Origin of the sequence: Campylobacter lari subsp. concheus, assembly GCF_008245025.1 — a bacterium.
Classification (GTDB): domain Bacteria; phylum Campylobacterota; class Campylobacteria; order Campylobacterales; family Campylobacteraceae; genus Campylobacter_D; species Campylobacter_D concheus.
The window spans coordinates 979406-1002371 of sequence record NZ_CP043426.1 but is presented as its reverse complement, the minus strand read 5'-3'; the positions used below and the strand labels follow the sequence as shown (position 1 = coordinate 1002371).

General features: G+C 30.2%; 23 protein-coding genes. 6 read left to right on the top strand and 17 right to left on the bottom strand.

Going from position 1 to position 22966, the window contains the following annotated elements; all coding sequences use genetic code 11:
* Positions 1–13: 13 nt before the first annotated feature.
* Genes CLCT_RS05210 through CLCT_RS05200 form a run of 3 tightly spaced genes read right to left on the bottom strand, consistent with a single transcriptional unit; the run spans position 14 to position 1689 of the window.
* Positions 14–442 (bottom strand): hypothetical protein, encoded by a 429-nt coding sequence (locus CLCT_RS05210; protein ID WP_039668605.1) that lies wholly within the window; start codon positions 440–442, stop codon positions 14–16.
* Between the two features lie 47 nt (positions 443–489).
* Complete coding sequence (locus CLCT_RS05205; protein ID WP_039668604.1) at positions 490–972, bottom strand: peptidylprolyl isomerase; 483 nt, start codon at positions 970–972, stop codon at positions 490–492.
* A 9-nt stretch (positions 973–981) separates the two neighbouring features.
* Positions 982–1689, bottom strand: coding sequence for a YebC/PmpR family DNA-binding transcriptional regulator (locus CLCT_RS05200; protein WP_039618745.1), 708 nt, complete (start codon positions 1687–1689; stop codon positions 982–984).
* Positions 1690–1769: 80 nt separating this feature from the next.
* Here CLCT_RS05200 and CLCT_RS05195 point away from each other — a divergent pair, with 80 nt between their 5' ends.
* The 3 genes from CLCT_RS05195 to CLCT_RS05185 are packed head-to-tail and all read left to right on the top strand — an operon-like array spanning position 1770 to position 4617.
* A complete protein-coding gene (locus tag CLCT_RS05195; protein ID WP_039668603.1) occupies positions 1770–2315 on the top strand; it encodes a GNAT family N-acetyltransferase in 546 nt (181 codons plus the stop codon).
* Positions 2316–2507: a heavy-metal-associated domain-containing protein gene (locus tag CLCT_RS05190; protein WP_039668602.1), complete on the top strand. Its 192-nt coding sequence runs from the start codon at positions 2316–2318 to the stop codon at positions 2505–2507.
* Positions 2497–4617 carry a heavy metal translocating P-type ATPase gene (locus tag CLCT_RS05185; RefSeq protein WP_149062468.1) on the top strand — a complete coding sequence of 707 codons (2121 nt, stop codon included), beginning with the start codon at positions 2497–2499 and terminating at the stop codon, positions 4615–4617. The genes CLCT_RS05190 and CLCT_RS05185 overlap by 11 nt, the downstream gene beginning before the upstream one ends.
* 63 nt (positions 4618–4680) lie before the next feature.
* Here the strand turns inward: CLCT_RS05185 and CLCT_RS05180 are convergent, their stop codons facing one another.
* The 6 genes from CLCT_RS05180 to alaS all read right to left on the bottom strand — a co-directional run bounded on the left by CLCT_RS05180 (position 4681) and on the right by alaS (position 13213).
* On the bottom strand, positions 4681–6576 hold the full coding sequence (locus tag CLCT_RS05180; RefSeq protein ID WP_149062467.1) for an NAD(P)/FAD-dependent oxidoreductase: 1896 nt from the start codon (positions 6574–6576) through the stop codon (positions 4681–4683).
* A gap of 90 nt (positions 6577–6666) precedes the next feature.
* Complete coding sequence (locus CLCT_RS05175; protein WP_149062466.1) at positions 6667–7227, bottom strand: sulfite oxidase heme-binding subunit YedZ; 561 nt, start codon at positions 7225–7227, stop codon at positions 6667–6669.
* On the bottom strand, positions 7227–8120 hold the full coding sequence (gene msrP, locus CLCT_RS05170) for a protein-methionine-sulfoxide reductase catalytic subunit MsrP (protein WP_039668598.1): 894 nt from the start codon (positions 8118–8120) through the stop codon (positions 7227–7229). Before msrP ends, CLCT_RS05175 begins: the two co-directional genes overlap by 1 nt.
* An 82-nt stretch (positions 8121–8202) precedes the next feature.
* Positions 8203–10134 carry a PBP1A family penicillin-binding protein gene (locus tag CLCT_RS05165; RefSeq protein WP_149062780.1) on the bottom strand — a complete coding sequence of 644 codons (1932 nt, stop codon included), beginning with the start codon at positions 10132–10134 and terminating at the stop codon, positions 8203–8205.
* On the bottom strand, positions 10134–10676 hold the full coding sequence (gene maf / locus CLCT_RS05160; protein ID WP_149062465.1) for a septum formation inhibitor Maf: 543 nt from the start codon (positions 10674–10676) through the stop codon (positions 10134–10136). Before maf ends, CLCT_RS05165 begins: the two co-directional genes overlap by 1 nt.
* Positions 10676–13213 (bottom strand): alanine--tRNA ligase, encoded by a 2538-nt coding sequence (gene alaS / locus CLCT_RS05155; RefSeq protein WP_149062464.1) that lies wholly within the window; start codon positions 13211–13213, stop codon positions 10676–10678. The genes maf and alaS overlap by 1 nt, the downstream gene beginning before the upstream one ends.
* A 108-nt stretch (positions 13214–13321) precedes the next feature.
* On the opposite strand from alaS, the gene CLCT_RS05150 reads away from it, so the two are divergent.
* From CLCT_RS05150 to hemH, 3 genes are read left to right on the top strand one after another with little or no spacing between them, the layout of a single operon-like run.
* Complete coding sequence (locus CLCT_RS05150) at positions 13322–14398, top strand: DegT/DnrJ/EryC1/StrS family aminotransferase (RefSeq protein WP_249040761.1); 1077 nt, start codon at positions 13322–13324, stop codon at positions 14396–14398.
* Complete coding sequence (locus CLCT_RS05145; RefSeq protein ID WP_039668594.1) at positions 14395–15255, top strand: Gfo/Idh/MocA family protein; 861 nt, start codon at positions 14395–14397, stop codon at positions 15253–15255. Before CLCT_RS05150 ends, CLCT_RS05145 begins: the two co-directional genes overlap by 4 nt.
* Positions 15255–16157 carry a ferrochelatase gene (gene hemH / locus CLCT_RS05140; RefSeq protein ID WP_149062462.1) on the top strand — a complete coding sequence of 301 codons (903 nt, stop codon included), beginning with the start codon at positions 15255–15257 and terminating at the stop codon, positions 16155–16157. Before CLCT_RS05145 ends, hemH begins: the two co-directional genes overlap by 1 nt.
* A 27-nt stretch (positions 16158–16184) precedes the next feature.
* Here hemH and CLCT_RS05135 read toward each other — a convergent pair whose 3' ends face one another.
* The 8 genes from CLCT_RS05135 to CLCT_RS05100 form a co-directional block, all read right to left on the bottom strand.
* The gene (locus CLCT_RS05135) at positions 16185–17996 is read right to left on the bottom strand and encodes a cell division protein FtsI/penicillin-binding protein (RefSeq protein ID WP_039668592.1); all 1812 of its coding nucleotides are present in this window, start codon (positions 17994–17996) and stop codon (positions 16185–16187) included.
* A 3-nt stretch (positions 17997–17999) separates the two neighbouring features.
* Entirely contained in the window at positions 18000–18293 is a 294-nt protein-coding gene (gene fliE, locus CLCT_RS05130) for a flagellar hook-basal body complex protein FliE (RefSeq protein ID WP_039668591.1), read from the bottom strand.
* Positions 18294–18296: 3 nt separating this feature from the next.
* Positions 18297–18791, bottom strand: coding sequence for a flagellar basal body rod protein FlgC (flgC, locus tag CLCT_RS05125; protein WP_039618718.1), 495 nt, complete (start codon positions 18789–18791; stop codon positions 18297–18299).
* Between the two features lie 10 nt (positions 18792–18801).
* Positions 18802–19233 (bottom strand): flagellar basal body rod protein FlgB, encoded by a 432-nt coding sequence (gene flgB / locus CLCT_RS05120; RefSeq protein WP_039668590.1) that lies wholly within the window; start codon positions 19231–19233, stop codon positions 18802–18804.
* Between the two features lie 92 nt (positions 19234–19325).
* Complete coding sequence (aat, locus tag CLCT_RS05115) at positions 19326–19967, bottom strand: leucyl/phenylalanyl-tRNA--protein transferase (RefSeq protein ID WP_039668589.1); 642 nt, start codon at positions 19965–19967, stop codon at positions 19326–19328.
* Positions 19942–22071 (bottom strand): AAA family ATPase, encoded by a 2130-nt coding sequence (locus tag CLCT_RS05110; protein WP_149062461.1) that lies wholly within the window; start codon positions 22069–22071, stop codon positions 19942–19944. The genes aat and CLCT_RS05110 overlap by 26 nt, the downstream gene beginning before the upstream one ends.
* Complete coding sequence (locus tag CLCT_RS05105; RefSeq protein WP_039668587.1) at positions 22068–22361, bottom strand: ATP-dependent Clp protease adaptor ClpS; 294 nt, start codon at positions 22359–22361, stop codon at positions 22068–22070. The genes CLCT_RS05110 and CLCT_RS05105 overlap by 4 nt, the downstream gene beginning before the upstream one ends.
* Positions 22345–22962: a thioredoxin domain-containing protein gene (locus CLCT_RS05100; protein WP_039668586.1), complete on the bottom strand. Its 618-nt coding sequence runs from the start codon at positions 22960–22962 to the stop codon at positions 22345–22347. Before CLCT_RS05100 ends, CLCT_RS05105 begins: the two co-directional genes overlap by 17 nt.
* Between the last annotated feature and the right edge of the window lie 4 nt (positions 22963–22966).

The following is a 22966-nucleotide window of genomic DNA, read 5'->3' as shown; positions in this document are numbered from 1 at the left end:
TAGTTTTAATGTTTTAAAAATACAACATCGCTTTTGCGCAAATGATTATTAAAATACATAAAATCAATGCAATCAAGTGAGATTTTAAAGGATCTTTTCTTTTTAAAAATTTTATAAAAAATAAAGAATAAAAAGTCAAAGCTAGCATTGTTATTAATAATAAAAGTTTGATAAATAAAAATATGCCAAAATTACTCGCAAAAAAATCCCAAAAAGAGTTAATTTCATAAAAGCTCAAAAGATAAAATCCACTTAGTAAAAGTAAGATAAAAATACCAGCAAAAATAAAAATACTTGATTTAGTATAGGCTTTTTTGATTTTATCACAATCTTCTTTGTTTGCGTGTTGATAAGCAAAGCGATAAACACATACATCAAAAAATACATAGGCTATAAAAAATACAGCACAAATAAGATGAATACAAATAAAAATAAAATGCATAATTAATCTCCTTAAAAATCATAGCACAATTTCAAGGAGATGTAAATTTAAAGTTTTTCTAAAATTTGGATAGTTTTGATTTTATCTCCTGCTCTAATGCTATCTAGCACTTCCAAGCTTTCTTTATCTTTAGGGTTAATTTGCCCAAAGATAGTATGTACTCCGTCTAAATGAGGCTGTGGGCTGTGACAAATGAAAAATTGTGATCCACCTGTATCTCTACCAGCGTGAGCCATAGACAAGCTACCTCTTAAGTGTTTGTGTTTTTGATCGTCACATTCACATTCTATCTCATAGCCAGGGCCACCTGAGCCTATACCATAAGGACAACCACCTTGTATCACAAAATTTGGAATCACGCGGTGAAAAACAAGTTCATTGTAAAAACCATCATTGGCTAAGTTGGCAAAATTACACACAGTTTGTGGCGCTTCATCAGGAAATAATTCTAACTTCATATTACCTTTTTCGGTACTAATGATAGCAAAATTGTATTTTTTTGCATTTTTTGTATCGATTTTTTTAAGCATTTTTTGCTCCTATTCTATATTGGTATAAACTGCTTGTACATCATCGTCATCTTCTAATTTATCAAGCAATTTTTCAATATCCAGAAGTTGTTCTTCGCTAAAACTTACAGGATTGTTTGCAAGATATTCAAGTCCTGCTTTTTTAAGCACTAAACCTTTTTTTTCTATGGCATTGCTAAGCTCGCCAAAAGCAGTGTAATCACCTATAATTAGTAATTCCTCTTCATTTTGTTCAAGCTCTTCAAGTCCTGCATCAATGAGTTCAAGCTCAAGTTCTTCTAAATCTCCATCATATTTTTCAAGATGAAAGACAGCCTTGTGTGAAAACATAAAAGTTAAAGAGCCATTTTGTAAAATTTCTCCACCATTTTTGCTAAAAATCGCTTTTACATTGGCCACTGTGCGTGTAGGATTATCACTCATACACTCAACGATGATTAAAGCTCCATGTGCTGCTTTTCCCTCATAGTGAATATTTTTAATATCAGCACTATCTTTTCCACTTGCTCTTTTAATAGCTGCATCGATATTGTCTTTTGGCATATTATTAGCTTTTGCGGTAGCTATGGCACTACGAAGCTTTGGATTCATATCAGGATCAGCTCCGCCTTCTTTTGCTGCTACTTGTATAGCCTTCGCAAGTTTTGGAAAAAGTTTGCTCATTTTATCCCATCTTGCTTCTTTAGAGGCTCTGCGATATTCAAACGCTCTTCCCATAAATTCTCTCTTTCTTATATTGTTTTAAAGTTAAAAGTATAAACTAAGAAGTCTAAATTTGATTTTAAAGGAGTAAAAGAGTGATCAGAAAAGCTAGAAAGGATGATGCTAAAAAATGCATGCAATTGCTTGCTTTGGCAATGGATCATTTTATATATAAACTTAGTGGCTATAATGATCATCAAAAAGCCATAGAGGTTTTAGAAAATTTCTTCACTCAAGAAAATAATCGTTTAAGCTATGAAAATATATATGTTTATGAAGAAGATAGGGAAATTTTAGGTGCGATTTGTTTTTATGATGGAGCTTTGGCAGATGAGCTAGATAAGCCTTTAAATGATCATTTAGAATTTTTAGGAATCAATGAAAAAGTTTTAAAAGAGTGTGAAAATGAGTTTTATTTAGATAGTATTTGTGTGGATGAAAAATCAAGAGGGAAGGGTATTGCTAAGAAATTGATTGAATATGCCTTCAATGAAGCTTTTAAAAATGGTAAAAAGCTTTCATTAATCGTAGAAGATGAAAATATAAATGCAAAAATGCTTTATGAAAAAATGGGTTTTAAATTGATAAAAAATAAAATTTTTCACTCTCATAAATATGAATATAGAGAAAAAGGAGAATAAATGATTATAAAAACTAAAAATATTAATTGTCAAAGTTGTGTCAATTTAATCAAGGCTTCATTGGAAGATGAATTTGGTGCTATGCAAATAAATGTTGAAACAAAAAGCATAGAGATTGATTTAAAAGCAGAGCAAGTTGAAGAGTTCAAAAAACAATTGCAAGATTTAGGTTTTGAGATAGATGAAGCATGAGTTAAAATTAAAAATAGGTAATATGACTTGTGTTAATTGCTCTAATGCTATAGAAAAAGTTTGTGCAAAAATTGATGGAGTAGAAGATGTAAGTGTTTCTTATGTCAATTCTAGTGGAGTGTTTTTGCTTAAAGATTTATCTTTGGAAGCAAAAATCAAAGAAAAAATCAAAGCTTTGGGTTTTGAGATATTGCAAGAAGAGCAAAATTTATACGAGTTTAAACTCAAAGAGCTTAAAAATATGAAAATAAAGCTTATTATGAGTATAGTTTTAAGCTCTATTGTGATGTATTTTGAAATGTTTGTTCAAGGAAATGTTTCTGCTTTAATTCAAATGCTTTTATCTATGATAGCAATTTTTTATTGTGGAAAAGGTTTTTTTATCCATGCCCTTAAAGGATTAAGACATAAAAATTTAGATATGAATACCTTGATATCTCTAGGTGCTTTTACTTCTTTTATATATTCTTTTTTTGTGTATTTTGAAGTATTTAGCAAAGATGGTTATTTGTATTTTAGCGGTGGAGCGATGATTATAAGCTTTGTTTTGTTAGGTAAATACTTAGAAGAAAAGGCTAAATTTAAATCCTTAGAATATCAAAACAAATTAAAAAATATAGATATTAAACAAGCTAATATAATCTTAGAAGATGGAAGTATAAAAAGCATACCTAGTGCTTTTGTAAAAGAAAATGATGTGATTTTAGTAAAAGAGGGTGAAAGTGTTGTTGCTGATGGGGTGATTATAGCAGGTGAAGCTGAGGTTGATGTGAGTTTTTTAACAGGAGAGTTTTTACCACTTTTGAAAAAGCAAGATGATGAGATTTTAGCAGGAACTGTGTTGATTAATGGAAATTTAAAGATTAAAGCTAATAAAAAGGCGATTGAAAGCTCATTAGAACAAATCAAAGATCTTGTTTTTAAAGCAGGCAATGTCAAAACACCTTTAGCAAATTTAGCTAATAAAATTTCAGCTTATTTTGTAGCTTGTATTATTGTTTTATCGCTTTTTGTGTTTGTATTTTGGTATGTTAAAGAAGGAATTAATGCAGCATTTTTACATGCTTGTGCTATGCTCTTAATCTCTTGTCCTTGCGCTTTGGGTTTAGCAACCCCTATAGCTATAGTTAGTGCTTTAGCAAATGGTGCAAGAAATTTTATCTTAGTAAAAAATCCAGCGGTATTAGAGAATTTAGCTAGTATAAAACTTGCTATTTTTGATAAAACAGGCACTTTAAGTCAAGATGAATTAAGTGTTTATAAGTATAATCTTACTCAAGAAGATTTTCAAAAACTCACCCAAATTGAAAATTTAAGCTCACACCCAATCGCAAAGGCTTTTACTAAAGAATTGAATGTAAATTTAAATTTACAAGGGAAATTAAGTGTTTTAGTGGGCAGTGGTTTGCTTTATGAGGAAAATGATGATGTGTATTTAATAGGCAATGAGAAATTAATGCTTGAAAATGGTGTTGATATACAAAAAAGTAAGCAATTTTTGCAAGAATTTGAAGATCAAGCGCCTATATGTTTGTATTTTGTAAAAAATAAAATTTGTCTTGGTGGGGTTTGCTTGAAAAATGAACTTAAAAATGAAGCTAAAGACTTGATAGCAAATTTAAAACAAAAAGGTATAAAAAGTATTATTTTAAGCGGCGATAATAAAAAAAGTGTTACTAAAATAGCAAATGAGCTTAATATTGATGAATATTATTCTGATTTAAAACCTGAGCAAAAACTTAATTTCATAAAAGAAAAAATCAAAAAAGAAAAAGTTCTTTTTATAGGAGATGGTGTCAATGATGCTCCTGCTTTAAATTTAGCTAGTGCAAGCATAAGTTTTTCTAAAGCAAGTGAGCTTGCTAAAAAAAGCGGAGATTTGATTTTGATAAAAGATGATTTATCTTTAATAGCTTATTGTTTTGAGCTTTCTCAAAAAACTAAAAATATCATCAAACTCAATCTTTTTTGGGCTTTTATTTACAATGCTTTGTGTATTCCTATTGCAGCAGGTTTTGTGCCATTTATAAGTCTTAGTCCACATTTGGCAGCTTTGGCAATGTGTTTTAGTTCGGTAACAGTTGTACTAAATTCTTTAAGATTACGTTAGATAATTTTTTTAAACAATATTTACAAGAGTTAATTTATCAAACTCCTAAAAAGGAGTTTGATTTTATAATTCATTAACAGCACGATATGCTTGATCGATTGCTGAATGCATATAAGCTGACCAGTCAGAATCTGAATTTGCTATAACGATATTACCAAAAGGTTTTCTCGCAAGTTCTATGGTCTTTTGTGCTTCTTCACTATCATCAAAAAGACTATTTTCTGTATATGAGTAGCAGTGTCCCCAACGATTCACAACTATAGCCTTAATGTCTCTTTCATGATCAAATCCAGCTGAACCTAGCATACCTTGGAGTTGATCGCGAATGATTTTTTCATGCTCTTCAAAGCTCATAGTGAATAATAAATTTCTACCTACTCTAGCTCTATCTCTTGCGTCCATTCCTTCAAGATCAATTCCTTGCATAGAAGCAAATACTAAAGGTGAGCATACCATATGAACGCAAATAGGTTTTTTAGGGTCTCTTGGGTGGTGATATCCTCCCATATCTACAGGATAATCAAGCTTGGTTCTAGCATAAGGCATTTTTGGCGAATAAATTTCATGAACCCCAAGTTTTATAAATGGCTCCCAGTTACTTATAATAACATTTGTGTGTAAAAGTGATGTTTTTACGTTTTTACTCAAAGCATCTTTTTGATCTTGTGGCATGCTTGGTACTATGTATGGAATCATACTATTATAATTTGCCATTACAACTTTTTTAGCTTTTACTCTGTAATTTTTGCCTTTATTAACGTAAGTTACTAAAGCTCCATCTTTTGTGTTTTCTACATTTATAACAGTGCTGTTTAATCTTAAGCGTACTTTGTTTTTAGCAAGATCAAGTTTAGAATAATCAAAATGAGCTAGAGTAACTTCATCCATATCTTTGCCTTTTTTAGACACATCAGGAATTAATCTTCTAACCATTAATCTGGCAACAGTGGCATTACCATCAGCGCAGTGGTGGATGTATGGCTCTTCCATTTCAGCTAATGCTTCTCCCTCGATTGGATCAAGTCCAAGTTTATCAAAACCAGGCAAAAATGAAGCTCTAGCATCTTCACAAGAAACAGCATCAATTCCTAAAGCTAAAAAGTCATCTGTCATACCTTCAAAGAATTTTACAGCTTGTGGTGAAAGTTTAACCTTTTCTTCTAAGAATTTTTTATAGCTTGTTTTAGCCACGTACTCATCTCTTTGCCCTTTTGTCAAACCTTTTAGATAGTCTTTTTCGCTTTTAAATAAAGCAATTAAATCTTTTTTATCTTTTTCATTAAGAGGAAAATCACCTATAAAAGCTTCAATACTTCTGCCATTATGTCTTCCCTCAGGAATGTCGTCACAAATTACTTTTCTAGGGTTGCCACTTACGACTTTATCTACTCCAAATTCAGTCTTAGAAAAATACACACCTCTGCTAAGATTTAAATCAGGATAAAAATTCACATCAAAGCGTTTAGCAAGCTCATCAATATCCACACCCAAAGATGATAATAAATCTACTACTTCTTTGGAATATAATGCCTTTGGTGATTGAAATGTTTCACTGCCACCATAACTTAAAATAGTACCATCTTCTAAATCTATTTCATTTCTTCTAGCATGTCCACCAAAATCATCATGATTATCAAGGATAAGAATTTTTTTATCTTTTCCAAATTTGTTTTGATAAAAACAGGCAGCTGCTAAACCACTAATTCCAGCTCCAACAACAACCAAATCATACTCTTGTTTAGGTTTGATAGCGCTAAAGTCAAATTTTTCACCATCTCTTAGCATATGTGCAAATTCATAACTTGCATTATTGCTACCCCTTAGTCCAAGCCATTTTGGAGGATAGTATTCTTTGGTAAAATCTTCGATTTTGGCTTCTTTACCATATAATACTTGCAAAGGAGTCATTCCTGCAAGTATAGTTAAAGCCATTCCATTTAAAAAATCTCTTCTTTGCATGATTGTCCTTAAAATAAGATATATCAAGTCTTATTCTAAGAATATATTTATATATTTACTCTTAAAAGTGTTTCATTTGAATACAAATTTTTATAAAAAAGTTACTTTTTTTCTCTTTTTATAATTTTTATATAGTTTGATAAGTAGAAAAATCAAGGCTAGGCTTAAAGCTAAAAAATGTGGAATTTGTGGTATTTTTGCAGATAAAAAATAATGCCAAGCTGCTAGCAAAAAGCAAAAATATCCAAGTTTTCTTATTTTGTTTAATTTTTTAAAAAGTTTAAATGAGCTTATAAACATAAATGTGAGTATAAAAAAGCTTACAAAACCACTAAATTCTAAATTTTTACTAAAAGTATCTTTAAAAAAAAGTATTAAATCTAAATTTTTTCCAAAAGCAAAATAATTAAAAAAGTGAATTAAAGCCCAAAAAAATGCATAAAAACCTAAAAATTTAGGGTAATCTTTTGTGTGTTTATACTTTAAAAGTGAAAAAAATAGGCTTAATCCAAAAAAGATTAAACCAAATATACCACTATAAAAATATACAGATTTTACAATATCAAATTCTTGCATGATTTGATAAACGCTAAAAATAATACTTAAAGCAAAGACTAAAAATCCACCGATGTTATAAACTTTTTTGCTCATTAAAAATTAACCTTTAAATCCATGTCTTTATACAAATGTGCTACTTCTTTTTCATAGCCATTAAACATTTGTGTAGGCTTGGTGAAAAAATCTCCCAAAGGACGCTCATTTGCTTGAGACCATCTTGGATGAGAAACATTTGGATTAACATTGGCATAAAAACCATATTCTCTAGGGTTTGCTAGCTCCCATGTGGTTTTAGGCTGTTCTTTGGTAAATTCTATTTTTACGATAGATTTTATACTTTTAAAGCCATACTTCCATGGAACTACAAGACGAATCGGTGCTCCATTTTGTCCTAATAAAGGCTTTTTATACATACCTACAGCCATAAGCGTTAGTGGATGCATAGCCTCATCCAATCTTAAGCCCTCTACATAAGGATAATCAAGAGTTGGGAAAAATGAAGCTTGATCGGCAAATTGATTTTTATCAAAAAGAGTGGTAAATTTTATAAATTTTGCTTCGCTTTTGACTTTACATTTTTCTATTAAAGCACGCAATTCAAAACCAACCCAAGGCACTACCATAGACCAAGTTTCAACACAACGAAATCTATAAATTCTCTCTTCTAAAGGAAAGGCTAATAAATCTTGCATAGTTAAAGTCAAAGGCTCTTCAACTTCTCCACTAACTTCTATTTTCCAGCCGTTTGTGTTAAAATTTTTCGCAAGTTCTACGGCTCTTTTTTTGTCAGTAGAAAATTCATAAAAATTTACATAATTAGTCGCAATTTTTTCATCGCTAAGTTTTAATTTTTCATTATTAGGATCAGGAAAGAAATTTAATGCCATCAATTCAGATTGAACTAAAGCTGAACTAACTAAAGCCCCAGCACCTAGTTTTAAAAAATGGCGTCTATTTTTATATAATTGTTCGTTTGTGATATTCATAATTTTCCTTTATAAGTTTTATGATATTAAAACATATAAAGGAAAACAAAAGGATAATTTTTATTATATAAAAAAAATATTTTTAAAAAATTATCTCATTGTTTGCAGATAGAGCAGGGTTGTTTTTTGGAAATGGAGAAATATTGGTGTAATATTCTCTTTGCTTTTCATAAATTCCTTGATAAACCCCTTTTGGAATGATAAATTTTCTAGCACTATCAGGATAAAGTTCTAAGTATTTTGTTAAAAATTCTTTAAAAACTGGAGCAGCAGTCCTTGCGCCACCTTCGATTTGTTTCATAGGTTTATTATCATCATTACCATACCAAATAATAGCTTCTATTTCAGGAGTTAAGCCACAAAACCACGCATCTACGCTTTTATTTGAAGTACCTGTTTTTCCAGCTATCTCAATCCCTTCCACTCTAGCATTGCGTCCGGTACCTTTTTTAACAACATTTTGCATCATATCATTAACTAAAAAGGCTTGTTCAGGTTCGCTGATTTTTCTTTCTCCAGAATTGAACTCTACTACTATTTTGCCATTTTTATCAATTACTCTTTTAATGAGTATTAAATCTTTTTGCACGCCATAGTTTCCAAATACTGTATAAAGTTTAGCATAATCATAAATAGAAATTCCAAAGCTACCCAAAACTATAGATAAATCAACTGGTATATTCTCAAAGCCCATAAATTGAAGTTTATCATGGATCACATCAAGCCCTAAAGCAAGAGCTAAATTTATGGTAGCTAGGTTTCTTGATCCAGTTAGTGCTTCTTTTAAGCTTATAAGCCCTAGAAATTTTCCGCCGTAATTTTTAGGTTTCCAGTCTTTCTCATCTTCTTTGGTACTTTCAAAAATTCTTGAAATATCAGCAACCTTACTCATAGGAGAATAGCCCATGTCAATGGCAATTTGGTATAAAAAAGGCTTAAAAGAACTTCCAGGCTGTCTTAAACTTTGAGTAGCGCGGTTGAAATTACTTTTTGTATAATTTACCCCACCCACTAAAGCTAATATATCTCCATTTTGGTGATTTGCTACTATCATAGCTCCATTAAGTGTACTTAAATTTGCATCTTTATCTCTTTTAACTATTTCATCATAGCCAAATTTTAAAGCCTCTCTTGCAATATTTTGCACGTCAAGATCAATAGCAAGCTCTATTTTATAACCACCACTTTTTAAGTCTTTAATTCCGCTTAGTTGTTTTAAAACTTCCTGAGTAACATAAGGAGCTGCATTTTGTGTTAAAGTATCATCATATACTTTTGGAATTTCTTTTAAGGCATTTTCACACTCTTCTTTAGAAATCCAACCGAGATTATACATCCTTTGTACCACGCTATTTGCCCTAGCTAAAGAAAGATCTAAGTGTCTAGTAGGATCATAAGTGCTTGGAGCCTTTGGCATACCTACTAAAATGGCAATTTCTTTCAAACTAAGCTCGTCTAAATTTTTTCTAAAATACCCAAGCGCAGCAGTTTTTACTCCATAATATCCATGTCCAAAGAAGATGAAATTTAAATATCTTTCTAAAATTTGTTCTTTAGTTAAAGTATTTTCTATTTTATATGCAAGCAAAGCTTCTTTTAGTTTTCTACTCAAAGTACGCTCTGGGGTTAATTCTGTGTTTTTTATGAATTGTTGAGTAAGAGTGGAAGCTCCTTCCATGGTTTTTCCGCCACTTCTTATGATTTTAATAGCTGCTCTAAAAATCGCATCTATATTAACCCCACCATGTTCAAAAAAGCTAGTATCTTCAATGGCTACCAAAGCTTCTATAAGTCTTGGTGGAAGCTCTTCATAAGGAGCGTAAAAGCGGTGTTGCTCGAAAACATTTGCAACTAATTTTCCATTTTTATCAAAAATTTGTGTTGTAAGAGGTGGTTTGTAATCTTTAAAGGTGTATTGATTTAAATCAGAATCAGAAAACAAATATGCAATAAATATAAAAACTCCAACCGCGCATACTACACAAAAAGAAAGAAATATTTTTAAAATTTTTATCATAAAAATGCTTTCAAAAGTTCTATATTAAGCCCTAGTGCTGTACTTTGATGGCCTATAATTTTTTTAATGTATTTTTTATGAAATCCCTCACACATCACAGCTCCGGCTTTGCCTTGATAAAGTTTTGATTCAATGTATTCTTGCATATCTTTTAAATCAAATTTATCCAAAATCAAATCACACTTACTAAGATTAAAAATCTTTTTATCTTCTAAAATTAAAATCATTGCGCTTAAAACGCTAATGCTTTTGCCACTTTGCAAATTGAGCATATTAAAAGCCTCATTATCACTTTTAGCTTTGGTAAGAATGATATTTTGAGCACAAACTATACTATCAGCAACTAAAACATTTTTTAAATAAGGATATTTTGTAAAAAATTGCCTTTCTTTTTCTAAAACAATTTTTTGCACATAAGAGTTTGGATTATCTTTTTTTACCAAATTCTCATCATAATCTATAATAATTTGCTCAAAAGCGATATTTGCTTCTTTTAATAAAGCAACGCGCGAAGGCGAACTTGAAGCTAGATAAAGCATTAAATAAGACTTTCTTCTATGATTTTCTTGGCATAATCAAGCGCTTGTTCTATTTTGCTTGTATCTTTACCTCCAGCTGTTGCAAAATCATCCCTACCGCCACCGTTTCCACCAAGTATTTGAGCAATTTCTTTTACCAAAACACCAGCTTTTAATGAAGCGTTTTTAACGCCTGCTGCTATGATGATTTTGCCTTCTTTTTCTTGTAAAAGTAAAATTACAGCTTTGTTAAATTTGTTTTTAAACTCATCTATCATGGTTTTTATATCGCCACTATCTATTTTTTGCACACAATATTGAATGCCATTTAGTTCTTTAGAGCTTAATTCTGCTTTGTTTGAATTTTTTAATTCATTTTTTAAACTAGCTATTTCATTTTTTAATTTTGCTACATAGCTTAAAATATCATGAGTTTTTAACTCTTCTTTAGCTTGGTTTAGTTCTTTTAAATTTTCATTAACATAATCAAGTGCAGCTTTGCTTACTACTGCTTCTATTCTTCTAACTCCAGCACTAACCCCGCTTTCTTTGACAATATAAAAACTTCCTATTTCAGAGCTATTTTTCACATGAGTACCGCCGCAAAGTTCCTTACTGGCTCCTAGGGTTAAAACTCTTACTTTTTCTTGATATTTTTCACTAAATAAAGCTATTGCGCCACTTTTTTTAGCTTCATCTAAAGCCAAAATTTCAATTTTAGCCTCATTCGCTTGTATAATGTAAGTATTAACTAAAGCTTCTATTTGTTTTAGTTCTTCTTTGTTTAGGGCTTTTGGATGAGTAAAATCAAATCTTAATTTATTGTGTTCTACCAAAGAACCTGCTTGACTAATGTGTGAGCCAAGAATTTCTCTTAAAGCATGGTGTAGTAAATGTGTCGCGCTGTGATGTCTTGCAATTTGCTCTCTTTTTTTAGTATCTATGCAAGCTAACACTTCATCGTTTGTTTTAAGATCTTGTTTTAATTTCACTTGACTAAGATTAATATCAAAGAATTTTTGTGTATCTAAAACCTCATTTTCATTGATAAAGCCTATATCAGCACTTTGCCCTCCACTTGTTGCGTAAAATGGAGTTGTTTTAAGCATTAACCATGCTATATCTCCTGCTTTTGCTTCGGTTGTGATTTTAAAATTTTCATCTAAAATGGCCATGATTTTAGTTTTTTCTTCATAATTTTTATAACCACTAAAAGTATTTTTACCAAATTTTTCTAATAAAACTTTAAAGTCTCCACTAACTGCTTTATCCCCGCTTCCTTTCCAAGAAGCTTTGGCTCTGTCTTTTTGTTCTTGCATAAGCTCATTAAATTTAGCTTCATCTACACTAAGATTTTTTTCTCTTAGCATATCTTGGGTTAAATCAAGTGGAAAACCATAAGTATCATAAAGTTTAAAAGCTACTTCACCACTAAAAATATCTTTAGTTTTTTTAAGCTCTTCGTTAAAAATTTCTATACCATTTTCGATAGTGCTTAAAAATCTTTCTTCTTCTAGTTTAATTTGTTCTTTGATAAATTCTTTTTTTTCATTTAAGTAAGTATAATGTCTACCCATTAACTCACATACTACATCTACAAGCTCATACATAAAAGCTCTTTTAAGGCCTAGTAAATATCCATGTCTTAAGGCACGGCGCATAATTCTTCTTAAAACATAACCCCTACCTTCTTTATCAAAACCAACTCCTTGAGCAAGTAAAAATACACTTGATCTAATATGATCAGCGATTACTCTATAGCTGGCTCCGCTTTCATAAGTATAAGTTTTGCCACAAAGTTTAGCAATACTCTCAATAATAGGCATAAACAAAGAACTATCAAAATTGCTAAATTTTCCTTCTTTTATAGCGCTAACTCTTTCAAGTCCCATACCTGTATCAATACTTGGTTTTGGCAATGGAGTAAGCGTGCCATCAGTACTTCTTTCATACTGCATGAAAACTAGGTTCCAAATTTCTAAGAACCTATCCCCATCACCACCCATATAATCTTCACTAGAATTAAAATGCTCAGCACCTTGATCATAAAAAATTTCACTACATGGCCCGCATGGTCCAGTATCGCCCATTTGCCAGAAATTATCTTTATCGCCAAATTTATAAATTCTTTCTTTTTCTATATGTTTTTGCCAAAGCTCATACGCTTCATCATCGTTTTCATGTACAGTTACATATAATCTTTCTTTAGGTAGTTTTAAAACCTCAGTTACAAATTCCCAAGCATAAGCAATGGCTTGTTTTTTAAAATAATCCCCAAAACTAAAATTTCCAAGCATTTCAAAGAAAGTATGATGTCTTGCTGTGTAACCTACATTGTCTAAGTCATTGTGTTTTCCACCAGCTCTTATGCAAGTTTGACAACTTGTTTTACGTGGAGGATTAGGGCGTGGCACTTCTCCAGTAAATATGCTTTTAAAAGGTACCATACCTGCATTAGTAAAAAGTAAAGTTGCATCATCAGGCACTAAAGGACTTGAAGGAGTGATTTCATGTCCTTTTGACTTAAAAAATTCTAAATATTCTTTTCTTATATCCATAGATTTTCCTAGCTAGTTTTTTTGCTTAAAATAATACCAAAAATACTTTAAATTAAGTAAAACTATCTTATAATCATGATTTTAATTTATTAAGGTAATGCAATGAAAATTCCTTTTATAGACTTAAATGCTCAATATAATGCTTATAAAAATGAAATCGATGAGGCTATTGGCGAAGTTTTACAAAGCACCTCTTTTATAGGTGGTGCAAAATTAGAAGAATTTGAAAACAATTTAGCTAAATATGTAGGTATTAAACATGCAATAGGTTGTTCAAGTGGCACAAGTGCGTTATTTTTAGCCTTGATGGCTTTGGGCGTGGGTAGAAATGATGAGGTGATAGTGCCAAGTTTTACCTTTATAGCTACAGCTGAAATGGTTGCTCTAATCGGCGCTAAGCCTATTTTTGTAGATATTGATTTTAAAGATTATAATCTTAGTTTAGAAAAAATTCAAAGTGCCATCACGCCTAAAACTAAAGCTGTAATTGCTGTGAGTATTTTTGGGCTTATGTCTGATATGTTTGCTCTAAAAGAGCTTTGTAAAAGTCAAAATATTGCTTTGATAGAAGATGGTGCGCAAAGTTTTGGAGCTAGTCAAAAAGGCATAAAATCATGTGCTATAGCTGATATATCTTGTACAAGCTTTTTCCCATCTAAGCCTTTAGGTGCTTATGGAGATGGTGGAGCGATTTTTACCCAAGATGATGAATTAGCGCAAAAAATAAAAATTTATTTAAATCATGGACAAGTGCAAAGATATAAGCATAAATACATCGGCATTAATGGAAGGCTTGATACTATCCAAGCAGCCATTTTAAATGTGAAATTAAAATACTTAGATGAAGAGATTAAAAAAAGAGAGGCAATAGCAAAAATTTATGATGAAAATTTAAAAAATTGTATTTTACCATCAAGAAAAGATGATTTTGTGAGTGCTTGGGCTCAATATAGTGTGCGTGTAAAGAATAGAGAAAATTTCATGCAAAAATTACAAGAGCAAGGCATACCTACTGCGGTGCATTATCCTTTGGGGCTTCATTTACAAGAAGCTTTTGATTATCTTGCTTATAAAAAAGGTGATTTGCCAAATACAGAACTTTTGAGTGGTGAAATTTTATCTTTACCTATGAGTGCATTTTTAAAAGAAGAGCACCAAGCTAGAGTGATTGAGGCTTTTAAATGAAAATAGGGCTTATAGGCCTTGGTAAAATGGGTAAAAACCATTTAAGAGAACTTGAGCGTAATTTAAAAGTAAAAGAAATTCATCTTTATGATCCTTTTTGCAAAGATGAATTTAAACACTTTTTTCATAAAAATTTTGATGATTTTTTAAAGCAAAATCTTGACGGTGTTATCATTGCTACGCCTACTCATACGCATCTAGATACAGCTTTAAAGGTTTTTCTTAAAATAAAAAATGTTTTGATAGAAAAGCCTTTGGCATTAAATATTGATGAAATTTTAATTTTAGAGCAAAAAGCTAGAGAAAATAAAGTCAGAGTAGGGGTGGGTTTTTGTGAGAGATTTAACCCTGCTATTTTAACTTTAAAAGAAAAACTCTTAGAAGATGAGATTATAAGTATTAATATACAAAGAATTTCGCCTTATCCACAAAGAATAAACGATGTAGGTGTTTTAAGTGATCTTGGTGTACATGATATTGACTTAGTTAGATTTTTAAGTCAAGAACAGATTTTAAAAGCAAATATTTATAAAAGCTTCCATTATGATAAATTTGAAGATGAGGTAATGATAAGCTTAAAATTAGAAAATATTTTAGCAAGTATTCATGATAGCTGGAATGGACAATGCATTATAAGAAAAATCACACTTTTAGGTAAAAAACATACTTATGAACTTGATCTTAAAAATTTTGAATTTTTTATTAATACGCAAAAAATTCCAAATTTATATGAAAATTCTCCTTTGTATGCTGAGCATGAAGACTTTTTTGAGCTTTTGCAAAATGGGGTTTGTAAAAATTTAGCTAGCATTGAAGATGCTTTGAGAGTGCAAGAAATTTTAGAAGGTGTTAAATAGTGAAATATGTATTTTTTTTAAATATGGGCGGGGTTAATAAACTTGATGAATGTGAAGTTTTTTTAAAAAATATGTTTAATGATCCTTATATTTTAGGAATAAAAAATGTTTTTTTAAGAAAATTTGTAGCCTTTATGATAAGAAAATCAAGACTAAAAGCTATGAAGCAAAACTATGAAAAAATGGGTGGGAAATCCCCGCTTACTCAAATCACGCAAAGTTTATGTGATAAATTAAATTCCAAAACTAGAGAATATAATTTTGATTTTATCAGTCTATATGTTCCACCCTTTGCAAATGATATTTTTTCAAAATATGATTTTCAAAAAAATGATGAAATCATTTTATTTCCTTTATACCCCCATCATTCTAAAACCACTGTAACTAGTTCTTTAGAAGTGGTACAAAATGAGCTAAGAAATATCCAAAATCAAGCTAATGTAAAAATCATTGATGTTTTTTATAAAGATGAACTTTATAATGAAATGATTATAAAACATATTTTAGAAAAAAAGAAAGAGTGTGATTATAAAATTTTGATTTTTTCTGCCCATTCTTTACCGCTTTCAGTGATTAAAAAAGGTGATTTGTATGAAAAACATGTGCAAGAGCATGTGGGTATCTTGAAAGAAAAACTTAAAAATGAATTTGATCAAATCATTTTATCATATCAATCAAAACTAGGTCCAGTGAAATGGCTTGAACCTAACACAAGTGATATTTTAGAAAATTTAGATCAAAAAGCTTTGATTTATCCTATATCTTTTTGTATAGATTGCTCTGAAACGATTTTTGAGCTTGGAGTTGAGTATAGACACTTAGCAAAAAGTGATTATGAGCTTATTGCTTGCCCTAATGATAGCGATGAGTTTATAGAGTTTATTTTAAATTGTTTAGTCTAGAGTCAAATAAAACTCTAAATTTTAAAGTTAGTTCGGATTAGTTTTTATTGTTTTGTTTTCTATAGGCTTTAAATAACTTTCTTTTATCATAAGATTTACTGTATCTTTAAACATAGGTAAAGCACTTTGTGCAGCATAATAACTATAAGCCTTGGTAGGATTTCTCACCAAAACCCCTATAGTGTAATTGTTTTTCTCATCATTTGCAAAGCCAAAAAATGAAGCATTGTAGCGATTTGAAGTATAGCCTTTTCTTTCAGCAATCCTAGCTGTACCCGTTTTGCCACCTATGATGATGCCTTGAGTTTGTGCTTTTTTGCCCGTTCCTTTTTCTATAACATTGATTAAAATTTGTTGCATTTCTTTGGCGGCTTTACTTGAAAGAATTTTTTCTTTTTTAACTTCATCATCAAGTTTTATTAAACGTCCGTCTTGATAAATTTTATTTGCAATTTGTGGTGTGATATAAATTCCATCATTATTAAATACATTATAAGCAGCTAGAAGTTGCATAAAAGTTGTTTTTAAGCCATAGCCATAGCTTAATACAGATTTTTCTACTTCTCTTAACCTTTTTGGATTTGGTATTTCTCCTTTTTGTTCATAAGGAAGATCAATACCGCTTCTTTCTCCAAAACGAAAAATTCTAAGCCCTGAGATGATTTCAAGATTACTTAATCTTTGGGCGATTTTAATCATACCGACATTTGAAGAGTAGGTGATAACTTCTTCCATGCTCATTTTATCTTTTCTATGATCATCGCGTATAGTAAAACGGCCAAGCTTGTATTGACCACCTTGGGTGTTGATGATTTCATTGACTTTGATTTTATCAAGCATTAAAGCAGTGGTAAATATAAAAGGCTTTATAACAGAGCCTGCTTCATAGCCATATTCTATCGCACTTGCATTAAGCACAGATAGATCTTTTCCACGATTTTGCGGATCATATCTTCTTGAGCTAGCAAGGGCTAAAATTTTCCCACTTTTACTTTCCATAATTGCAACTATAATTTCATTAGCTTTTAGATCTTCATTTCTTTTATCAATAGCCTTTTCTAAGCCTTTTTGAAGTTTTAGTGAAATATTTAAGTATAAATTACATCCATCTATTTTACGCTTTTCATAAGAGTGTAAATTTAAGATAATATTGCCACCTATATCTCTTAAACCTTGGATTTTTGCATTTTGTAAAGGGCTTAAACATTCATTGTAGTATTTTTCTAAGCCTTTTATGCCAACATTTTTAAAAATTTCACTTTTTTCATCCATATAAGTTCTTGTGTAGCCTATGATAGGAGTAAGTGAGTCTTTTGGCATATACACGCGATCTTCTTTGTGTTCTATGATATCAAGTCCTCTTGTTTCAACTCTGCCATTGTTATTTGTAAAAGACTTAAAAAAACCTTGAGTATAAAGCTTTTTAGCTAATTCTTTTAAATAACTTGCATCTTTTGAATTAATATCTTGGAGTAAAATAAAATTATAACTTCTTCTTTTTTTTGCAAGCATTCTTTTTTTGATATCTTGCATTTGTTCATCGCTTGCACTACTATAAATTTGAAAAAGAGTTAAAAATAATTCTTTTTTATCAGGATTTAAACTTCTAAGATCAATTTCAGCTCTATAAATTTGCCTACTAGAAGTTACTGTAAAATTATCGCTTGTAATGATATTGCCTCTAAGAGCGGAAAAATATTGTTCTTTTTGGGTATTTGGTATATGGCGTTTTGAGGTTAGAAAAAAAGTAGAAAGTAAAAACAAGGCCATAAAAAACAGAGCCATACAAAAAGCAAAAGCTACCTTTGAAACTCTATTTCTAATGGTGTTTGAAAGCATATATTAAATTTGAGTTCTTGAAATTTCTTTATATGCGTTTATAGCCTTATTTCTAACTTCAAGCATAAATTTCATACTTGATTCAGCTTTGCTAATAGCAATTGCTGCTTGGTGTAAGTCTTTTACTTCGCCTGTTGCAATGTCTACCATAGCAGCTTCAGCTGTTTCTTGAGTTTTATTAAGGTTGTTAATAGAATTTTTTAATAAGCTTGAAAATTCATCACCTATATTATTTGAGTTATTATTATTTTTATTGTTAACATTGTTAAATTGATTAATACCATTAATAGTGTTCATTTATTAACCTCTTAGTAAATCTATCGCACTTTGTGCTATAGTTTTAGTGCTTGTAAAAGCGCTTACATTGGCTTGGTAAGCTCTTGTTGCTTCTATTAAATCGGCCATTTCGATGACAGGGTTTATATTTGGAAAAGCAACATAGCCTTGTTCATTCGCATCTGGATGAGATGGATCAAATTTCATACGAAAATCTTTATCATCTCTTACAACCTTATCAACTACTACACTCATTATAGCAGGTTTTGCATCTTTTTGTGAAGCTGGGTCGTTTAAAGGATTTTCATATTCTAAAAAATTATTATCTTTAGCAATTTGTTTATTTAGTAATTCATTAAAATCAGTTGCTTTAAAAATCACTTCTCTTCTTCTATACGGACCACCTTCTGCTGTTCTAGTGGTGTTTGCATTAGCTATATTTGAACTAATTACATTCATTCTAAAGCGTTGAGCGCTAAGTCCGTATCCGCTAATATCAAAATCACTTAAATAAGCCATTGTTTTTCTCCTAGCCTAATTTAGAGCTTGTTTCTATGATGGTTGAAAAAATATTACTTTGTCTTCTTAAAACACCATCTAAAGCAGTAATCATCATAGTATTTTTACTCATTTCAGTAGTTTCTACATCAAGATCTACTGTATTTGCATCATTTCTTGCTAAATGTCCATCTCTTAAATAAATGGTTGATTTATTAGGATCTGGAAATTTCCAAGGTTTTTGATGATTTGCGTTTGTACTTGCTAATTCAAGCTCTTTGGTATCTTTTTTTTTGAAAATTTCATTTGCTCTATTAACTAAAGCAGTTTCAAATTCTATATCTCTTGCTTTATAAAAAGGAGTATCGACATTTGCAAGGTTAGAATTAATCATTTGACTTCTTAGGTTTCTTCCTGCTAAAGCATCAACAATAAGTTCTTTTGATTTAAAAGGGCTTATCATAATTTTTCCTTTAAAATAAAGCTTTTATAGGTTAAAAGCAAAAATCATTCCAAAATATTTATGCAATTTTGTTTATGTATAAGTATATCTTTTTATAGTAAATTTTTGAAATTTTTAAAGCCACTTTCAAGCAAAACTTTTTTTTCTAATGTTTTTAAAAAATCCTTTTTTGTCATTTCTTTGGCACCCATAAATTTTAAATGCTCGTTAGGCACTTGACAATCTATTAAAAAATCATATGGTTTTAAAAGTTCACAAAGTCTTATTAGGGCTACTTTTGAAGCATCTTTTTTAAGACTTATCATACTTTCACCAAAAAATATTTTACCTATTATAAGTCCGTATAAACCGCCGATTAAAACATCATTTTCATAAACTTCAACACTATGAGCTAAATTTTGCTCAAAAAGCTTTGTATAAACTTGTATAAATTCTTGACTTATCCAAGTTTTTTTTCTTTTTGCGCAATGATTTATAAGCGAGTTAAAATCAAAATTAAGTCTTATTTCATAAGTTTTTAAAGCTTTTTTTATGCTTTTTTGTATGCGCACTTCATCAGGTAAAAGCACCATTCTAGGAGAAGGACACCACCAAGTAACAGGATTGCTAGTCCATGGAAAAAGCCCTAAGCTATAAGCATGAGGTATAAAATCTACTTCTAGTTTTTCACTAATAAAAACAGGCGCATCATCAGGGCTTTTTAAAAGTTTAGAATACAAATTCAATTTTTTCATTTTTGGAAAGTTTGAGTTTTAATTTACCACCATTTTTTAATTTTCCAAATAAAATCTCATCGCTCAATTTCTCACCTAATTCTTCGGCAATAATGCGTTTTAATAATCTTACTCCAAATTCTTTATTAGTAGTTTTTTTAGCAAGAAATTCTTTTACTTTTTTATCAGCTTCCATGGTGATGTTGTTTAAATTTTTTGCCATTAAATCTAGTTCTTTTTGAACGATTTGTTCTAAAATTTCTTGACTTAAGTCATTAAAATGAATGATTTTATCTATACGGTTGATAAATTCAGGTGCGAAGAAATCTTTTATGGCTTTATTACTTTTTTCTTTATCACTGCTTAAAAAACCAAGCTCATTACTTTCTTTGAGACCTAAATTTGAAGTCATAATGATAATAGTATTTTTAAAATCAGCTTTTAACCCACTATTATCTGTTAAACTTGCATTATCAAAAATTTGCAAAAAGGTATTAGTTAAATCAGGATGAGCCTTTTCTATCTCATCAAATAAAACTATGCTAAAAGGATTTTTTCTAATACTATTGCTAAGCAAGCCACCATCTTCATAGCCCACATAACCTGCTGAAGTTCCTATGAGTTTGCTTACATCATGTTTTTGTGAGTATTCACTCATGTCAAATCTTTCAAGATTAAGGTTTAAAATTTGTGCTAAATTTTTAGCAAGTTCGGTTTTGCCAACCCCGCTTGATCCGGTAAATAAAAACACACCTTTTGGAGTGTTTTTGCCTTTTAATCCTGCATAGCTTTGTTTTAAAATAGAACATAAAGTTTTAATAGCTTCATCTTGTCCAAAGATATTTTGTTTTAAAACATGTTCCAAGTTCTTAAGAATTTTACCTTGATCGCTTTCATAAATTTTATGAGAATGTGTCATTCTTGCTAAAGTATTTTCTAAATCTTTTATTTTTACTATTTTTTTACTTTTTTTATCTTCCAAAGCAAAACTTGCGCCAAGCTCATCGATTAAATCAATCGCACTATCGGGTAAAAATTTATCATGTAAAAATTGTTTTGCTAGTTTTATACTTGTTTGTAAAATTTCATCACTGATTTTGATTTTGTGAAAATTTTCGTATTTGCTTTTTAAGCCCTGTAAGATTAAAAAACACTCTTCTTCGCTTGGCTCATCTATATCAATTTTTGCAAATCTTCTACTTAGGGCTTTGTTTTTATCAAAGGTGTTTTTATATTCTATAAAAGTAGTTGCACCTATGCATTTAATGTTACCATTACTTAGTGCAGGTTTTAATAAATTTGACATATCTGCATGACTTTCATTGCTTGCACCAGTTCCTACTATGGTGTGAATTTCATCTATAAATAAAATAGCATTAGGGATATTTTCTAATTCTTTTATGATATCTTTTAATCTTTTTTCAAAATCACCTCTATATTTTGTTCCTGAAAGCAAGCTTGCCATATCAAGACTATAAATTTTTGAGTTTTTTAAATGTTTTGGTACTTTTTCTTCAGTTATAGCTAGCGCTAGTCCATCTATAACAGCACTTTTACCAACACCTGGCTCACCAACTAAAATAGGATTATTTTTTTTGCGACGGCTTAGAATTTGCATCATTCTTTCAAGTTCAAATTTCCTACCTATAACAGGATCTATTTTACCTTTTTTTGCAAGTTCAACTAGCTCTATAGTATGGGTTTTTAAATTTTTAAATTCAGCATTTTGTAACAATTCTTTTATTTTTTCTTCTTCTATTAGGTGTTTTTTTAAAATATTATAAGAATAAGCTTTTTCTTCTTTACAAAGTGCGATGATAAAATCAATCACGCTTGTTTGATTTTTCGCATTTAGCTTGTGTAATATATTTTCCAAAATTACAGAAAAAATAGGTTCTATTTCTTTTTTTAAAATTTCATTATTTTTAGCCAGATAATTTTTTAATTCATTTTCAAAGCCTTGTAAATCACCATCTCCGATTTCTTCAAGTAGATTTTTAAAATCATTGCTAAGTTTAACTAAAGCAAAAAGTAAATGCTCACAAGTGATAAATTCATGATGATTGATAAAGCTTAAATGTCTTGCATTTGGTATAAATGAGTCAATCAATTCTTTATATTTCATTGTTCTTCTATCCTTGTTTGGAGTGGAAAATCATTATTTTTTGCTGCCATGTCAACTTGCTGTTTTTTGCTAAGTGCAATTTCTTCTGTGTATATGCCACAAACCCCGCTTCCTTGATGATGGATTTCAAGCATAATTGCGCTTGCTTTTTCAAAATCATGATGAAAAATATTCATTAAAATTTCAATTACAAAATCCATGGTGGTAATATCATCATTTAAAAGCAAAACCTTAAACATTTTAGGTTCTGCTAGTTTTTGTTGTTCTAAAATTTCACTTTTTAGACCCATTTAATATCCTATTAATATCTTCTTGCATAATCTCAGTGGAAACTTTTCCAAGATAATATTTCACATAGCTTTTTGAGTCTTTATTCCAAAAGTCTGTTAAATCTTGATAAATACCATCTTTTAAAACTACTTTAAAAGGAAGTTGTTCCATGCTTTGATAGTTAATATCTTTTAAAGCTTGCGCGACAATTCTATCATTTTCTTTAGAATTGCTTAAAAAATAATACGCCCCATATTTAATAGCAAAATCTTTTACAGTTTGATCGCTTACATTTTCAAAATGACTAAGCCCTACGATAATAAAATTATCTGTATTTTTTTGCCATAAGCTTGTTAGATGGGCAGCTTCTTCTTGGCAAGGCGTGCAAAAGGTTCCAAAAAAATCAAACATTAAAATTTTATTCTCTTCGCCCTTTATCATAAAACCATTTTGTGTTCTTACTAAGGTTTTTTCACCACCATTGACACTTTTTAAAAGAATTTCATCACCCACTTTATACTCAGCAAAAGCAAATTCATTTTCGATTTTTTCTTCACTTGAGCAAGCACTTATTAAAAATGCAAAAGCAAATATAAAAAATAAATAAGCAAATTTTTTCATCAAA

Excerpts from the sequence above, each read along its gene's own strand:
- CLCT_RS05145 (WP_039668594.1), top strand. The coding sequence starts at position 14,395 with ATGAAAATAGGGCTTATAGGCCTTGGTAAAATGGGTAAAAACCATTTA.
- CLCT_RS05200 (WP_039618745.1), bottom strand. The coding sequence starts at position 1,689 with ATGGGAAGAGCGTTTGAATATCGCAGAGCCTCTAAAGAAGCAAGATGG.
- CLCT_RS05210 (WP_039668605.1), bottom strand. The coding sequence starts at position 442 with ATGCATTTTATTTTTATTTGTATTCATCTTATTTGTGCTGTATTTTTT.
- CLCT_RS05180 (WP_149062467.1), bottom strand. The coding sequence starts at position 6,576 with ATGCAAAGAAGAGATTTTTTAAATGGAATGGCTTTAACTATACTTGCA.
- CLCT_RS05185 (WP_149062468.1), top strand. The coding sequence starts at position 2,497 with ATGAAGCATGAGTTAAAATTAAAAATAGGTAATATGACTTGTGTTAAT.
- flgB (WP_039668590.1), bottom strand. The coding sequence starts at position 19,233 with ATGATAAGCCCTTTTAAATCAAAAGAACTTATTGTTGATGCTTTAGCA.
- fliE (WP_039668591.1), bottom strand. The coding sequence starts at position 18,293 with ATGAACACTATTAATGGTATTAATCAATTTAACAATGTTAACAATAAA.
- msrP (WP_039668598.1), bottom strand. The coding sequence starts at position 8,120 with ATGAATATCACAAACGAACAATTATATAAAAATAGACGCCATTTTTTA.
- alaS (WP_149062464.1), bottom strand. The coding sequence starts at position 13,213 with ATGGATATAAGAAAAGAATATTTAGAATTTTTTAAGTCAAAAGGACAT.
- CLCT_RS05105 (WP_039668587.1), bottom strand. The coding sequence starts at position 22,361 with ATGGGTCTAAAAAGTGAAATTTTAGAACAACAAAAACTAGCAGAACCT.
- maf (WP_149062465.1), bottom strand. The coding sequence starts at position 10,676 with ATGCTTTATCTAGCTTCAAGTTCGCCTTCGCGCGTTGCTTTATTAAAA.
- CLCT_RS05190 (WP_039668602.1), top strand. The coding sequence starts at position 2,316 with ATGATTATAAAAACTAAAAATATTAATTGTCAAAGTTGTGTCAATTTA.
- CLCT_RS05205 (WP_039668604.1), bottom strand. The coding sequence starts at position 972 with ATGCTTAAAAAAATCGATACAAAAAATGCAAAAAAATACAATTTTGCT.
- flgC (WP_039618718.1), bottom strand. The coding sequence starts at position 18,791 with ATGGCTTATTTAAGTGATTTTGATATTAGCGGATACGGACTTAGCGCT.
- CLCT_RS05110 (WP_149062461.1), bottom strand. The coding sequence starts at position 22,071 with ATGAAATATAAAGAATTGATTGACTCATTTATACCAAATGCAAGACAT.
- aat (WP_039668589.1), bottom strand. The coding sequence starts at position 19,967 with ATGAAAAAATTGAATTTGTATTCTAAACTTTTAAAAAGCCCTGATGAT.
- CLCT_RS05135 (WP_039668592.1), bottom strand. The coding sequence starts at position 17,996 with ATGCTTTCAAACACCATTAGAAATAGAGTTTCAAAGGTAGCTTTTGCT.
- CLCT_RS05175 (WP_149062466.1), bottom strand. The coding sequence starts at position 7,227 with ATGAGCAAAAAAGTTTATAACATCGGTGGATTTTTAGTCTTTGCTTTA.
- CLCT_RS05100 (WP_039668586.1), bottom strand. The coding sequence starts at position 22,962 with ATGAAAAAATTTGCTTATTTATTTTTTATATTTGCTTTTGCATTTTTA.